14 protein-coding genes are annotated in these 13,256 nt (G+C 64.2%); 6 read left to right on the top strand and 8 right to left on the bottom strand.

Annotation, left to right across the window (positions count from 1 at the left end; genetic code table 11):
- The first annotated feature begins 192 nt into the window (after window positions 1-192).
- The 6 genes from QFZ70_RS00490 (at window position 193) to QFZ70_RS00465 (ending at window position 6,734) form a co-directional block, all read left to right on the top strand.
- Entirely contained in the window at window positions 193-1,701 is a 1,509-nt protein-coding gene (locus QFZ70_RS00490) for a fumarylacetoacetate hydrolase family protein (RefSeq protein ID WP_307093578.1), read from the top strand.
- On the top strand, window positions 1,694-2,377 hold the full coding sequence (locus QFZ70_RS00485; RefSeq protein ID WP_307093577.1) for a GntR family transcriptional regulator: 684 nt from the start codon (window positions 1,694-1,696) through the stop codon (window positions 2,375-2,377). The genes QFZ70_RS00490 and QFZ70_RS00485 overlap by 8 nt, the downstream gene beginning before the upstream one ends.
- 48 nt (window positions 2,378-2,425) lie before the next feature.
- Window positions 2,426-3,979 carry a 5-carboxymethyl-2-hydroxymuconate semialdehyde dehydrogenase gene (hpaE, locus tag QFZ70_RS00480; RefSeq protein WP_307093576.1) on the top strand — a complete coding sequence of 518 codons (1,554 nt, stop codon included), beginning with the start codon at window positions 2,426-2,428 and terminating at the stop codon, window positions 3,977-3,979.
- A 69-nt stretch (window positions 3,980-4,048) separates the two neighbouring features.
- On the top strand, window positions 4,049-5,134 hold the full coding sequence (gene hpaD, locus QFZ70_RS00475) for a 3,4-dihydroxyphenylacetate 2,3-dioxygenase (RefSeq protein WP_307093575.1): 1,086 nt from the start codon (window positions 4,049-4,051) through the stop codon (window positions 5,132-5,134).
- A gap of 2 nt (window positions 5,135-5,136) precedes the next feature.
- A complete protein-coding gene (gene hpaH / locus QFZ70_RS00470) occupies window positions 5,137-5,922 on the top strand; it encodes a 2-oxo-hept-4-ene-1,7-dioate hydratase (protein ID WP_307093574.1) in 786 nt (261 codons plus the stop codon).
- Complete coding sequence (locus QFZ70_RS00465) at window positions 5,907-6,734, top strand: HpcH/HpaI aldolase/citrate lyase family protein (protein ID WP_307093573.1); 828 nt, start codon at window positions 5,907-5,909, stop codon at window positions 6,732-6,734. The genes hpaH and QFZ70_RS00465 overlap by 16 nt, the downstream gene beginning before the upstream one ends.
- A 97-nt stretch (window positions 6,735-6,831) precedes the next feature.
- Here QFZ70_RS00465 and QFZ70_RS00460 read toward each other — a convergent pair whose 3' ends face one another.
- From QFZ70_RS00460 to QFZ70_RS00425, 8 genes are all read right to left on the bottom strand, one after another.
- A complete protein-coding gene (locus tag QFZ70_RS00460) occupies window positions 6,832-7,077 on the bottom strand; it encodes a hypothetical protein (protein ID WP_307093572.1) in 246 nt (81 codons plus the stop codon).
- Window positions 7,078-7,129: 52 nt separating this feature from the next.
- Window positions 7,130-7,516 (bottom strand): hypothetical protein, encoded by a 387-nt coding sequence (locus QFZ70_RS00455; RefSeq protein ID WP_307097757.1) that lies wholly within the window; start codon window positions 7,514-7,516, stop codon window positions 7,130-7,132.
- 199 nt (window positions 7,517-7,715) lie between these two features.
- Window positions 7,716-8,408, bottom strand: coding sequence for an urea ABC transporter ATP-binding subunit UrtE (urtE, locus tag QFZ70_RS00450; protein WP_307093571.1), 693 nt, complete (start codon window positions 8,406-8,408; stop codon window positions 7,716-7,718).
- Window positions 8,401-9,207: an urea ABC transporter ATP-binding protein UrtD gene (urtD, locus tag QFZ70_RS00445; RefSeq protein WP_307093570.1), complete on the bottom strand. Its 807-nt coding sequence runs from the start codon at window positions 9,205-9,207 to the stop codon at window positions 8,401-8,403. The genes urtE and urtD overlap by 8 nt, the downstream gene beginning before the upstream one ends.
- Entirely contained in the window at window positions 9,204-10,358 is a 1,155-nt protein-coding gene (gene urtC, locus QFZ70_RS00440; protein WP_307093569.1) for an urea ABC transporter permease subunit UrtC, read from the bottom strand. The genes urtD and urtC overlap by 4 nt, the downstream gene beginning before the upstream one ends.
- Window positions 10,355-11,239: an urea ABC transporter permease subunit UrtB gene (gene urtB / locus QFZ70_RS00435; RefSeq protein WP_307093568.1), complete on the bottom strand. Its 885-nt coding sequence runs from the start codon at window positions 11,237-11,239 to the stop codon at window positions 10,355-10,357. Before urtB ends, urtC begins: the two co-directional genes overlap by 4 nt.
- Before the next feature lie 34 nt (window positions 11,240-11,273).
- Entirely contained in the window at window positions 11,274-12,539 is a 1,266-nt protein-coding gene (gene urtA / locus QFZ70_RS00430) for an urea ABC transporter substrate-binding protein (RefSeq protein WP_307093567.1), read from the bottom strand.
- Window positions 12,540-12,819: 280 nt separating this feature from the next.
- Complete coding sequence (locus QFZ70_RS00425; protein ID WP_307093566.1) at window positions 12,820-13,245, bottom strand: heat shock protein transcriptional repressor HspR; 426 nt, start codon at window positions 13,243-13,245, stop codon at window positions 12,820-12,822.
- Window positions 13,246-13,256: the final 11 nt, after the last annotated feature.

The following is a 13,256-nucleotide window of genomic DNA, read 5'->3' as shown; positions in this document are numbered from 1 at the left end:
GGCGGAAAGGTTGTTCGATAATAGAACTTGAGTTTCCATATTAGAAAGAAGCTGCTGTTGGAGCAACACTGTACGCCACCTGCGACGCGGTGGACAAGGGCCCTAAAAGGCGCCGAAACATAAGGGTTGACGCAGTGGAAGTTCTCGGGCGATAGTGATCGTATACGATTTCGTACTTGATGAGGAGCGGTTTTGGAGCAGGTCAATGGAGACACCCTCGCAGCGGCGCGCAAGGTGATTGCGCTGCACATCAACTACCCCAGCCGCGCGGCGCAGCGGGGCCGCACGCCTGCGCAGCCGTCTTACTTCCTGAAGCCGTCGTCGTCGCTCTCGCTGAGCGGCAGCCCGGTGGAACGCCCGGCCGGGTGCGAACTGCTGGGCTACGAAGGCGAAATCGCCCTGGTCATCGGCAAGGCCGCCCGGCGCATCGGAATCGCGGATGCCTGGAGCCACGTGGCCTTCGTGACGGCCAGTAACGACCTGGGCGTCTATGATCTCCGCTATGCGGACAAGGGCTCGAACCTCCGTTCCAAAGGCGGGGACGGCTTCACACCGCTGGGCCCGGCACTGATCCCGGCAGACGCCGTCGACCCCGCCGGGCTGCGCATCCGAACCTGGCACAACGGTGAGCTCGTCCAGGACGACAGCACTGAGGAGTTACTCTTCCCGTTCGCCCGGCTGGTGGCCGACTTGTCCCAGCTGCTCACCCTGGAGGAGGGCGACATCATCCTCACCGGCACACCCGCCGGCGCTTCGGTGGCTGAACCGGGCGACGTGCTGGAAGTTGAGGTCAGTGCCATCGGTTCAAACGGCAGCGACGACGGCCTGACCACGGGCCGCCTGGTCACCCGCGTGGAGGAAGGCACCACGCCGTTCGCTGACTTTGGTGCCGGCCCCAAGATTGATGACCTCCAGCGGGAGGAGGCGTACGGGTCACGGGCAGCCGCCGGGCTGCCTGCTGTCGACAGTGCAGAGGCGGGGACCGCCGACGGTCCCGCCCTCTCCCCCGAGCTGAAAGCCAAACTGGAGTCCGTCGCCACCGCTACCCTGTCCTCGCAGCTGCGGAAGCGCGGCCTAAACAACGTCAGCATTGACGGCCTGCAGGCCACCCGGCCGGACCGGCGCGTGGTTGGCCTGGCCCGGACGCTGCGCTACGTCCCCAACCGTGAGGATCTTTTTAAGACTCACGGCGGCGGCTTCAACGCCCAGAAACGCGCCATCGACTCCGTGAACGAGGGCGAAGTCCTGGTGATGGAGGCGCGCGGCGAAAAGGGCACCGGGACGGTGGGCGACATCCTGGCCCTGCGTGCCCAGGTGCGTGGCGCCGCGGCGATCATTACCGACGGCGGCGTCCGCGACTATTCCGCGGTGGCCGGCCTGGAAATGCCCACATACTTTGCCAACCCGCACCCTGCGGTGCTGGGCCGCCGCCACATCCCCTGGGACACGGACATCACCATCGCCTGCGGCGGCGCCACCGTGCAGCCCGGTGACATCATCGTGGCGGACTCGGACGGCATTCTGGTGATCCCGCCGGCCATTGCCGAGGAACTGGTGGAGGACTGCATTCGGCAGGAAAAGGAAGAAGCCTTCATTTTCGAGATGGTGCAGCAGGGCAACAGCGTTGACGGCCTGTACCCGATGAACCCTGAGTGGCAGGCACGGTATAAGGAATGGGAAGCGGGCCAGGCCAATGACTGAAACAGCGATTGACCTCTCCGCGGCGGCCCCCGCCGGGAGCAAGTCCCAACAAGCCTACGAAACAGTGAAGGCCCGGATTGTGGAAGGGGCCTACACCCCCGGGTACCGCCTGGTCCTGGGCAGCATCGCCAAGGACCTCGGATTCAGCGTGGTCCCGGTCCGGGAAGCCATCCGCCGGCTCGAGGCCGAGGGGCTGGTGAAGTTCGAACGGAACGTGGGCGCCACCGTGGCCGGGATTGATCCCACTGAATACCTCTACACGATGCAGACGCTGAGCATCGTAGAGGGCGCCGCCACGGCACTCTCGGCTCCCCTGATCGATCCGGCAGCGATCGCCCGGGCCCGCGCCGTGAACGAGGAGATGCGCGAGTGCCTCAACCACTTCGATCCCATCCGCTTTACCCGGCTGAACCAGGACTTCCATAGCGTCCTCTTTGAGCACTGCCCCAACCCGCACATCCTGGACCTCGTGCACCGGGGCTGGAACCGGCTGGCGGCGCTGCGGTCCTCCACCTTCCGCTTCATCCCCGGCCGTGCCCACGATTCCGTGGACGAGCATGAGGCGTTGCTGCAGCTCATCGCATCCGGAGCAGACGCGGATGAGATCGAGAAGGCCGCCCGCCTGCACCGCTCCGCCACTTTGGACGCCTACCTTCGCCAGGCCACGAACCGCTGACCCGCTTTCCGGAAGCAGAGACCCCACCCGAGCAGTAAGGAAACAACAATGACGTTCACTGCAGAAAAGACCAAGAGCCATTACGTGCCGCAGGACCTTCCCACCCACATCCAGCACTTCATTAACGGCGAATTTGTTGACTCCGTGGGCGGCAAAACCTTCGACGTCCTGGACCCTGTGTCCAACCGGAATTACGCCACCGCCGCGGCCGGCCAGAAAGAGGACATCGACCACGCCGTCGCCGCCGCCCGCGAAGCATTCGTCAACGGACCCTGGCCGAAAATGAAGCCCCGCGAACGTGCCCGGATCCTGAACAGGATCGCCGACGCCGTCGAGGCCCAGGAAGCCCGGCTCGCCGAACTCGAAACCTTCGATACCGGCCTGCCCATCACCCAGGCCAAGGGCCAGGCACTGCGGGCAGCGGAGAACTTCCGCTTCTTCGCGGACCTGATCGTGGCCCAGTTCGATGACGCCATGAAGGTTCCCGGCTCACAGATCAACTACGTGAACCGCAAACCGATCGGCGTCGCAGGGCTCATCACGCCGTGGAACACCCCGTTCATGCTCGAGTCCTGGAAGCTCGCCCCCGCCCTCGCCACGGGAAACACGGTGGTCCTCAAACCCGCCGAATTCACCCCACTGTCCGCCTCGCTGTGGGCCGCCATCTTCAAGGAAGCCGGCCTGCCAGACGGCGTCTTCAACTTGGTCAACGGCCTGGGCGAGGAAGCCGGCGACGCGCTGGTCAGGCACCCTGACGTTCCGCTGATCTCCTTCACCGGAGAGACCACCACCGGGCAGACCATCTTCCGGAACGCGGCCGAGAACCTCAAGGGCCTGTCCATGGAGTTGGGCGGAAAGTCCCCGTGCGTCGTGTTCGCTGACGCCGACCTGGACGCCGCCATCGATTCCGCTTTGTTCGGTGTCTTTTCCCTCAATGGGGAACGCTGCACCGCGGGTTCCCGCATCCTCGTGGAACGCGCAATCTACGACGAGTTCTGCGAGAAGTACGCGGCCCGGGCCAAAAACATCGTGGTGGGCGACCCGCACGACCCCAAGACCCAAGTGGGCGCCCTGGTCCACCCGGAACACTACGAAAAGGTGGCTTCCTACGTGGAGATCGGCAAGTCCGAAGGCCGGCTCCTTGCCGGCGGCGGCCGGCCGGAGAACCTGCCCGCAGGGCTCAACAACAGCAACTACATCGCGCCCACGGTGTTCGCCGACGTTGCACCCGACGCCCGGATCTTCCAGGAGGAAATCTTCGGGCCCGTCGTCGCGATCACCCCGTTCGAGAACGACGACGAAGCCCTCGCCTTGGCCAACAACACCAAGTATGGCCTCGCCGCCTACATCTGGACCCAGAACCTGACCCGTGCCCACACCTTCTCCCAGAACGTGGAAGCCGGGATGGTGTGGCTGAACAGCCACAACGTCCGCGACCTGCGTACCCCGTTCGGTGGCGTCAAGGCGTCGGGCCTCGGCCACGAGGGCGGCTACCGCTCCATCGACTTCTACACGGACCAGCAGGCAGTCCACATCACCCTGGGCTCCGTCCACACCCCCAAATTCGGCAGCATCGAAGCCTCCGCTGCCAACGAAGGCTAACCACCGGCACCCAAGCGGGCCCGCCGCCGTCGTACTTTCCCGAACCCCTTTCAAAGAAGAGAGCACACTGTGACCAACTTCGTACCCACCCCTTCTGTCCCGGCCCCGGACATCGTCCGCTGCGCCTACATGGAAATCGTGGTCACGGACCTCGCCAAGTCCCGCGAGTTCTATGTGGACGTCCTGGGCCTGCACGTCACCGAGGAAGACGAGAACAACATCTACCTGCGCCCGCTGGAGGAGTTCATCCACCACAACCTGGTGCTCCGCAAGGGACCCATCGCCGCCGTCGCCGCCTTCGCCTACCGCGTGAAGTCCCCCGCCGAGGTGGACGCTGCCGAGGCCTATTACAAGGAGCTGGGCTGCCGGGTGGAGCGCCGCAAGGAAGGCTTTACCAAGGGCATCGGCGACTCCGTGCGCGTCGAGGACCCGCTGGGCTTCCCCTACGAGTTCTTCTACGACGTGGAGCACGTGGAACGCCTCACCCAGCGCTACGATCTCTACTCCGCAGGCGAACTGGTCCGCCTGGACCACTTCAACCAGGTCACCCCGGACGTTCCCCGCGGCCGCGCCTACCTCGAGGACCTGGGCTTCCGCGTCTCCGAGGACATCAAGGATTCTGACGGCGTCACGTACGCCGCGTGGATGCACCGCAAGCAGACAGTCCACGACACCGCCCTTACGGGCGGCAACGGCCCGCGCATGCACCACGTCGCGTTCGCCACGCACGAGAAGCACAACATCATCCAGATCTGCGACAAGATGGGCGCCCTGCGCATCAGCGACCGGATCGAACGCGGCCCCGGCCGGCACGGAGTCTCCAACGCGTTCTACCTCTACATCCTGGACCCGGACGGCCACCGCATCGAGATCTACACCCAGGACTACTACACCGGCGACCCGGACAACCCCACCATCACCTGGGATGTCCACGACAACCAGCGCCGCGACTGGTGGGGCAACCCCGTGGTCCCGTCCTGGTACACCGAAGCCTCCCTCGTCCTGGACCTGGACGGCAACCCGCAACCTGTCGTCGTCCGTGAAGAGAAGAGCGAAATGGCAGTCACCGTGGGCGCCGACGGCTTCTCCTACACCCGCAAGCCTGACGGCGACAACGCCGAAACCGAGGGCTTCAAGCTCGGCGCGCAGCTGTAGCCATGATGGATGCCAAGACGATCGAGGCCATTGCCGACGAACTGCTGGAGGCCGGCCGGAGCCGCACCCCGGTTCCACGCCTGACTGCCCGCTACCCGCACATGACGGTGGAGGACTCCTACGCCGTCCAGCAGCTGTGGCGGCGACGCAACGAAGAAGCGGGCCGGACCCTGGTGGGACGCAAGATCGGCCTCACGTCCAAGGCCATGCAGGACGCCACCGGCATCACCGAACCCGACTACGGCGCCATCTTCGACGACATGGTCCTCGAAACCGGATGCTCGGTGGAGTGGGACCAGTACACCCACCCGCGCGTGGAAGTGGAACTCGCGTTTGTGCTCACGGACGGCCTGAAAGGCCCGGGGGTGACCATCTTTGATGTCCTGAAGGCGACCGACTACGTGGTTCCTGCCCTGGAGATCCTTGATTCGCGGATCGAGATGGAGGGCCGGACCATCGTGGACACCATCTCCGACAACGCAGCAATGGGCGCCATGGTAATCGGCGGCCGCCCGGTGAAGCCGGACGCCGTCGACCTCCGCTGGGTCTCTGCCATCCTCTACAAGAACCAGACCGTGGAGGAAACCGGTGTGGCCGCCGGGGTCCTTGACCATCCCGCCAACGGCGTGCATTGGCTGGCCAACAAGATCGCCGCGCACGGGGACTCGCTCAAGGCCGGGGACATCATCCTCGCCGGTTCCTTCACCCGGCCGATGTGGGTCTACAAGGGTGACACCGTCCACGCCGACTACGGACCCCTGGGGAGTGTGACATGCCGCTTCGGATAGAGGACACCTTCCGCGACGCCCTGCGGCTTGAAAACGGCAAAGGCAGCAGGCCGCTGGCCGGGATGTGGGTCTGTTCCGGCAGCCCGTTGGTGGCCGAACTCTGCGCCGGTTCCGGCCTGGACTGGCTGCTGGTTGATGCCGAGCACAGCCCCAACGGGCTTGAAACCATCCTCGCCCAGCTCCAGGCCACCCACGGCTACCCGGTCCAGGTTTTGGTGAGGCCGCCCGTGAACGACACAGTGGTGATCAAGCAGTACCTGGACCTGGGCGTGCAGAACCTGCTCATCCCCATGGTCAACTCCGTGGCAGAGGCGGAAGCTGCGGTTGCCGCCACCCGCTACCCGCCAGAGGGTGTCCGCGGCGTCGGCTCAGCGCTGGCCCGCGCCGCCCGCTGGAACCGCGTCCCGGACTACCTTGCCCGCGCCGGTGAAACCATCAGCGTCACCGTCCAAATCGAATCCACCTCTGCTGTCGAATCGGTGCAGGACATCCTGAAGGTGGACGGCGTCGACGCCATCTTCGTCGGTCCTTCCGACCTCGCCGCATCCATGGGCCTGCTGGGCCAGCAGGAACACCCCAAGGTGCGCGCCGCCGTCGAACATTGCCTGGCCGCCGCCAAAGCCGCTGGAAAACCGGCAGGGGTGAACGCCTTCAACCCCGACACCGCCCACCACTACCTGGACAACGGTGCGAACTTCATCCTGGTCGGGGCCGACGTCGCCCTGCTCGCCCGTGGCTCCGAAGCCCTCGCCGCCACATACGTGCCGAAGGATCCGGTGGTTGAGCCGGTCGAAAGCCCCACCAGCTACTGACGCCCCGCGGTGGAGCCCCTCGAACCCTTCTTAAACGTCAAAGCGCCTGCCGAGCCCTTCCAAAAGGGGCCGGCAGGCGCTTTGTTGTTCACGTGGGCTAGCCGACGCGGGTGTAGCTGATCTCTGTCTCTCCCAGCGGAGCCGAGTGGAGCGTCACGTAGGTGCCCTGCCGCTTGTTGGCATTGCCGGGAAGCACGCCGGGGAAGGAGACGTAGTTGCCTTCGGCGCGGGGTGGAACTTCCCGATCGGCAGGCAGGCTGACGTAGCTGCCGCCGCGAGGAATCTTTTTTGTGTCAGGCGTCTTGGGTGCAGTGGCTACGGGTCGGTCGGTCGTGAAAGTCATGGCTCTAACTGTACGGGCTTATTTTTAATAACTCATAATAAGGTGGTCGAACTCACCCCGTTGCAGGAGCGGCTGCGGTCCGTCCGGCAAACTGGCAGCGGGCCCAGCGGGCGAGCTTCTTGCCCTTGCCCTTCCACCAGTTGTCCTCGTCCTTGTCGTGATGCAGCCGGAAGATGATGGCCATCAGCACAAACATGCCCATCACCACATCGATCCAGGACGCCAGGACCAAAGCAATAAGGACCGTCAGTCCGTTGGCAATGACGGACGGAATGGCAAGGGTCCTGAAAACGGTGCTGGCGATATAACGCCGGTGCGAGCGCGGCACGGACAGCGCACGCACCATGTCAAAGCAGACGCACACCACCACAATGGTTTGACCGATTGCCAGCAGTACCTGGCCGGGAAGCGAGCCGCTGAAGGAGGCGACCGCTTCCATTCCCGGGCTCACAGGGTGCCCCCGCCATCAGAACGTGGCGGATTGGGCGCCCGCCAATGAGTACCAAACATCAAAACCCCCAGAATCTTGGAACCACTGCTGCTGATCCAACAGTGGTTCCATTCAAGTTTCCGCGGGCTGTACCGTCACGAGTAGTGGGTACTCTAATTTTTTGGATCGGCCGAAGGTCTCCCGTGACTCAGATAAGCATCGCCTTCCGGACGTCTCCCGCGGATCCGGCACCGCCGGCCCCTGAGGACGAGACCTTTCCCGCCGAGAGTACGTGGTAGCTTTCCGCAGCCTGCAAAGCAAAGCCGATGTGCTGCTCCACCAAAAGGATGCTCATCCCGTTTCGCTGGGACAACTTGATGATGATCGCTTCTATCTCGGCCACGACGTTTGGCTGGATTCCCTCCGTGGGTTCGTCAAGGATCAGCAGGCGCGGGTCCGTGATGAGTGCCCGTGCGATGGCCAACTGCTGCCGCTGACCGCCCGAGAGCAGCCCGGCCCGCCGCGAAAGTAAAGGCCGGAGCGCCGGAAACAAGTCCAAGGCTTCCGCCATGCGTTCTGCGCCGTTCCTGCGTCCGTCCGCCACGAGCTGCAGGTTTTCCCGGGCGGACAGCTGCCCGAATGACTGCTGGCCCTGCGGCACATAGGCCATTCCACGGTCTACCCGCCGGTGTGGACGGAGGGCTGAGATATCCTCCCCGTCGAGCCTGATGCGTCCGGCGGTGGGTTTGAGCAGTCCGACGACGGCGCGCAGCAGGGTTGTCTTGCCGGCACCGTTGTGCCCCAGGACAGAGACAACGGCTCCGTCCGGGACGGTCATACTGACGCCGGAGATGACCTGGGTGCGGCCGTAACCGGTCTGCAGATTTTCAATTTCAAGCATCGGTGGCCTCCACTCCCGAGGACCCCAGGTAGACGTCCTGCACCTTTTGGTCTGCCTGCACCTGCGCCACGCTGCCCTCACTGAGGACCTTGCCCGCGGCAAGGACCGTGACGGAAGTTGCGAACTCCCGCACGAAGTCCATGTCGTGTTCAATCACCAACGTGATGCGGCTGGCAGCTATCCGGCGCAGCAGCTCTCCGGTTTCCAGGCGCTCGTCCTGGCTCATCCCGGCAATTGGTTCGTCCAGCAGGAGGACGTCCGAGTTCTGCACCAGCAGCATGCCGATTTCCAACCATTGCTTCTGTCCGTGGGCGAGGATTCCCGCCTTTTTCCCGGCCGCCCCCTCCAGGCCGATGATCTCAAGCGCCTCTTCCACCGCCGCATCCACGCTCTTGCGGCGCCGGAGCAACCGAAGCGGGCCGCGGCCGGAACCGGCAGCGATGTCAAGGTTCTGAAGTACGGAAAGATTCTCGAACACGCTGGCAGTCTGGAACGTGCGCCCCACCCCCAGCCGCGCGGTCTGATGGACTTTGCGTCCGAGGATCTCGGTGCCGGTGTGGTTTACCGATCCTGTGGCAGGTACAAGGCCGGTGATCGCATCGATCACGGTGGTCTTCCCGGCGCCATTGGGGCCGATCAGGAACCTCAGGTCACCCTGGATCACATCGAGACTGACGTTGTCCACGGCGAGGAACCCGTCAAAGGAAACCGATAGATCGCGGACCTCGAGGTACTTTGGCCGGCCATGGCGCAGCCCTCCGGCCCGCGGCCCATCTGGAAGCAGGGTGGGTGTCGTCATCTGCGGGCCTCCTCTGGCACGGTGGCTTTTTCGTCGGCTGCAGGCGATGTTGCCGGGGCAGCCGGAGGTGCCGGCGCGGCAGGCACCGGTGCCGGAGCTCTGGTTTTGCGCCGCCTGCCCACAAGAGATGGCAACGAGGCCAGCCCGCCCGGCATGAATCCGATCACCAGGACAAACAACAGGCCCTGGAAGTACAACCAGAAGGAGGGAAAGGTGGAGGACAGGCCGGACTGGGCGGCGGCGATGCCGACAGCGCCGAGCACCGGCCCCAGAAGCGTTGCCCGGCCGCCAATTGCAACGCCAATGAGGAAGGCGATGGAAGGGATCACGCCGACGTCTGCCGGCGAGATGATGCCAACGAGCGGAACGAACAGGGCACCTGCAATGCCTGCCAAGACAGCGGCAACCACGTAGATGACGGTTTTGATGGTTGCTGGATCGTAGCCCAGGAAGCGGACGCGCTCCTCCTGGTCCCGGACCGCAACGAGGAGCTCGCCCAGCCTGCTGTGCATCAACTGCCGGGCAAGTGCCAGGGACAGCAGGAGGACTGCTGCCGCAATCATGTACACCATCACCTTGTTGTTCGGGTCCTGCAGGTCAAAGCCGAAGAATGACCGGAACCCGCTCAGCCCGTTGGAGCCTCCAGTGGTGGCCTGCTGGCCGATCAGGAACACAGCAAACGCAGCTGCCAGCGCTTGGCTTAGAATGGCGAAGTAGGCGCCCTTGACGCGGCGTTTGAAGACCGCCAGTCCCAGGACAAGTGCCACGAGCCCCGGTATCAGCACCACCGCCAGCAGCGTCACAGCGGGGCTCCGGAATGGCTCCCACCAGCCAGGCACCTCGCCGCTGCCGTAAAGGGACATAAAGTCCGGCACGCCGGAGCCGCCGAAGAGCGACGCGTCAGCAAGCTTCATGTGCATTGCCATGATGTAGGCGCCTAGTCCGAAGAACACCCCCTGGCCGAGCGTCAGCATGCCGCCGCGCCCCCACGCCAGGCCAATCCCCACTGCAACGATGGCGAAGCAGAGGAACTTTCCCAGCAGCGCCAGGCTGAACGCTGGAAGAACCGCCGGCGCAACAGCAAGGAGCAGGACCGCACCGAGGGCAAATCCCGCCGCAGTGCCCAACCGTCCGCGCATCAGTCCCCTCATGCCAGGCTCCTCGTCTTGAGGCTGAAGATGCCCTGCGGCCGAAGCTGAAGGAACACCACGATCACTATCAGGATAAGGACCTTGCCGATGCTGGCCGTGGTCGAGTACTCAAAGACGGACTGCAGCACGCCCAGGGCAAACGCGGCAATGACTGCCCCCTTGATTTGGCCAATGCCACCCGCCACTACCACCAGGAAGGCATCCACGATGTAGTTGGTGCCGAGGTACGGGCTGGTCGAACCAATGAGGGTGACGGCCACACCGGCGACACCGGCAAGGCCGGAACCGATGAAGAACGTCAGCTGGTCGCTGCGCCGGGTTGAGACGCCGCTTGTTTCTGCGAGGTCCCGGTTCAGCACAACGGCCCGGATGCGGCGGCCCAGCGGGGTGGCCTTCAGGAGGAGGATCAGGCCCGCCAGGCACAGCAGCGAGAGCGCCAGGATAATAAGCCGGGTCAGCGGGATCGGCGCACCCAGCACCTCGAGGTTCCCCTGAAGCCAGGCCGGCGCGCGGACATCTACGCTGGGAGCGCCGAAGATGTCCCGTGCGGCCTGCTGCAGGATGAGCGCCGCCCCGAAGGTCACCAGAAGTGTATCCAGGGGCCGGTGGTACATGCGGCGCAACAGCACCGCCTCGAGCACCAGCCCCAGGACACCTCCCACCAGGAAGCCCGCGGGAATGGAAACCAGCAGTGAAACGCCGGCATCGGAGATGGCCTTCTGGACCACGAAGGCCGTGTAGGCACCGGCCATCATGAACTCGCCATGGGCCATATTGATGACCCCCATCTGGCCGAAAGTCAGCGACAATCCCAGTGCCGCGAGGAGCAGCACGGAACCGAGGCTGAGTCCGGCGAACATCTGCCCTATCAGGAGTTCCATTCCAGCAGGCCTTTCTTCGATGTATCCGGAGTTGCTACTTGCCCAGGTCCTTGGCCCAGTCATAGGTTGCCAGGAACGGGTCCGGTTCAACTGCCTGGGGCGAGGACCAGACCGTGTCGATCAGGCCCTCGGAATTGATCTTCCCGATCCGGGGAGTCTTGGAGATGTGGTTGTTTTCCCCGTCAACTGTCACCAGGCCTTCGGGCGCTTCGAAGGTCACGCCGTCCGCGGCGGCCTGAACCTTGTCCACTTCGAATGACCCGGCCTTCTCCACCATCGCCTTCCAGAGGTACAGCGAGGTGTAGGCAGCCTCCATGGGGTCGCTTGTTACCCGCTCCGCGCCGAACTTGGCCTTGAAGGCTGCGACGAACTTCTTATTGGCCGGGGTATCCAGCGTCTGGTAGTAATCCCAGGCGGTCAGCTGTCCTTCCACGTTGTCCAGGCCGACGCCGGGCACCTCCTCCTCCGCGATGGAGACGGAGACAACGGGCATGCTGTCCGCCGTCAGGCCGACGCTCTTGTACTGCCGGAAGAAAGCCACATTGCTGTCGCCGTTGAGGGTGTTGAAGACCGCATCGGCCTTGGAGTCCCGGACTTTGTTGACGATGGTGGAGAATTCCGTGGAGCCAAGCGGCGTGTACTCTTCTCCCAAAATTTCAATGCCCTTGGCGGCGGCGTAGGCCTGGATGATCTTGTTGGCCGTCCGCGGGAAGACGTAGTCGCTACCCACCAGGAAGAGGGACTTGGTACCCTGCTCGGCCAGGTAATCCAAGGCCGGAATGATCTGCTGGTTGGTCGTGGCGCCGGTGTAGAAGACGTTCTTGGAAGACTCCAGGCCTTCGTACTGCACCGGGTAGAACAGCAGCGCATCGTTGGCTTCGAACACGGGAAGCATGGCCTTGCGGCTTGATGACGTCCAGCCGCCGAACACTGCGGCAGTGCAGTCCTGTTGGATCAGTTTCCCGGCGCGCTCGGCAAACTTGGTCGGTTCGCTGGCACCGTCCTCACTGACCACCTGAAGCTGCTTGCCCAGGACGCCGCCGGAAGCATTAATTTCCTCGGCGGCCAGGGACAGGGAGTCGAAGACGGTGCTCTCACTGATGGCCATAGTGCCCGACAGGGAGTTGATGAAGCCCACTTTGATGCTGCTGCCGGACGTGTCCACGCAGGAAGTGCCGGTGCTGGCCGTGGAGCCTCCGGACGCCGGATCCGCAATCTGGCTGCCGCAGCCGGTCAGGACTGCGGCCATGGCTGCCGCCGCCAGGGGAAGGAAAGCGCGTTTGTTAACCGAAACCCTCATGTGTACCTGCTTCTCACTCAGCCGCTGCGCCGGCAGCGGCTCGCCTCCGAGGTCCTGGGAAGTGACCTCTTCGGATGAATGTAGGGGCAGATTGTTTCGGTGCCTGCCAGGTTGGTTTCGGGACAGTTTCAGGACTGTTGCCAAGGCCGACAACAGTATTGGTGCACCTATGGAGGAGCTGGAAAAACCGCTGGAAAGCTGGGGCTGAGAGTTAACCTGCGGGAAACGTTCCTCCGCGTAACTTTGGCCTGCCGGCCGGACACAATCCGCAGCCGGAGCGCTATTGCCCGATGGCGCGCGGCCGCCAGAGCACCACAGCCTGCGAGCGGGGACGGGGCCGCTGGCCACGGGCCAGGCTCACGACGTCGCCAGCGGCGCCGGCCGCAAAAATTCGTGAATCGAAAGGCTGCGGGCGCCGGCTCAGTTCGTCAGCCAACTCCGAAACCCGGCGCTGCAAAGCGGCCACCTGGTTCTCGAGCTCGAGGATCCGCTTGATCCCTTCCAGCGAGACGCCTTCCTGGGACAGCCGCTGCACCTCGCGCAGCATGTTGATGTCGCGCTGCGAATAGCGGCGGGACTTACCCGGCGCGCGGCTGGGCGAGACGATACCCATCCGGTCGTACTGCCGAAGGGTCTGGGGGTGCATCTCCGCCAGTTCAGCCGCCACCGAGATCACAAAGATCGGCTGGTCTGAGTTGATGTCCACGGCTCACCCGC

The sequence above is a fragment of the Arthrobacter sp. V1I9 genome (assembly GCF_030817075.1).
Taxonomy (GTDB): Bacteria; Actinomycetota; Actinomycetes; order Actinomycetales; family Micrococcaceae; genus Arthrobacter.
Note: the sequence above shows the minus strand (reverse complement) of the source record. Positions and strands in the feature narration are given on the sequence as shown.

Excerpts from the sequence above, each read along its gene's own strand:
- QFZ70_RS00485 (WP_307093577.1), top strand. The coding sequence starts at position 1,694 with ATGACTGAAACAGCGATTGACCTCTCCGCGGCGGCCCCCGCCGGGAGC.
- hpaE (WP_307093576.1), top strand. The coding sequence starts at position 2,426 with ATGACGTTCACTGCAGAAAAGACCAAGAGCCATTACGTGCCGCAGGAC.
- hpaH (WP_307093574.1), top strand. The coding sequence starts at position 5,137 with ATGATGGATGCCAAGACGATCGAGGCCATTGCCGACGAACTGCTGGAG.
- QFZ70_RS00465 (WP_307093573.1), top strand. The coding sequence starts at position 5,907 with ATGCCGCTTCGGATAGAGGACACCTTCCGCGACGCCCTGCGGCTTGAA.
- QFZ70_RS00460 (WP_307093572.1), bottom strand. The coding sequence starts at position 7,077 with ATGACTTTCACGACCGACCGACCCGTAGCCACTGCACCCAAGACGCCT.
- QFZ70_RS00455 (WP_307097757.1), bottom strand. The coding sequence starts at position 7,516 with ATGGAAGCGGTCGCCTCCTTCAGCGGCTCGCTTCCCGGCCAGGTACTG.
- urtE (WP_307093571.1), bottom strand. The coding sequence starts at position 8,408 with ATGCTTGAAATTGAAAATCTGCAGACCGGTTACGGCCGCACCCAGGTC.
- urtD (WP_307093570.1), bottom strand. The coding sequence starts at position 9,207 with ATGACGACACCCACCCTGCTTCCAGATGGGCCGCGGGCCGGAGGGCTG.
- urtC (WP_307093569.1), bottom strand. The coding sequence starts at position 10,358 with ATGAGGGGACTGATGCGCGGACGGTTGGGCACTGCGGCGGGATTTGCC.
- urtB (WP_307093568.1), bottom strand. The coding sequence starts at position 11,239 with ATGGAACTCCTGATAGGGCAGATGTTCGCCGGACTCAGCCTCGGTTCC.
- urtA (WP_307093567.1), bottom strand. The coding sequence starts at position 12,539 with ATGAGGGTTTCGGTTAACAAACGCGCTTTCCTTCCCCTGGCGGCGGCA.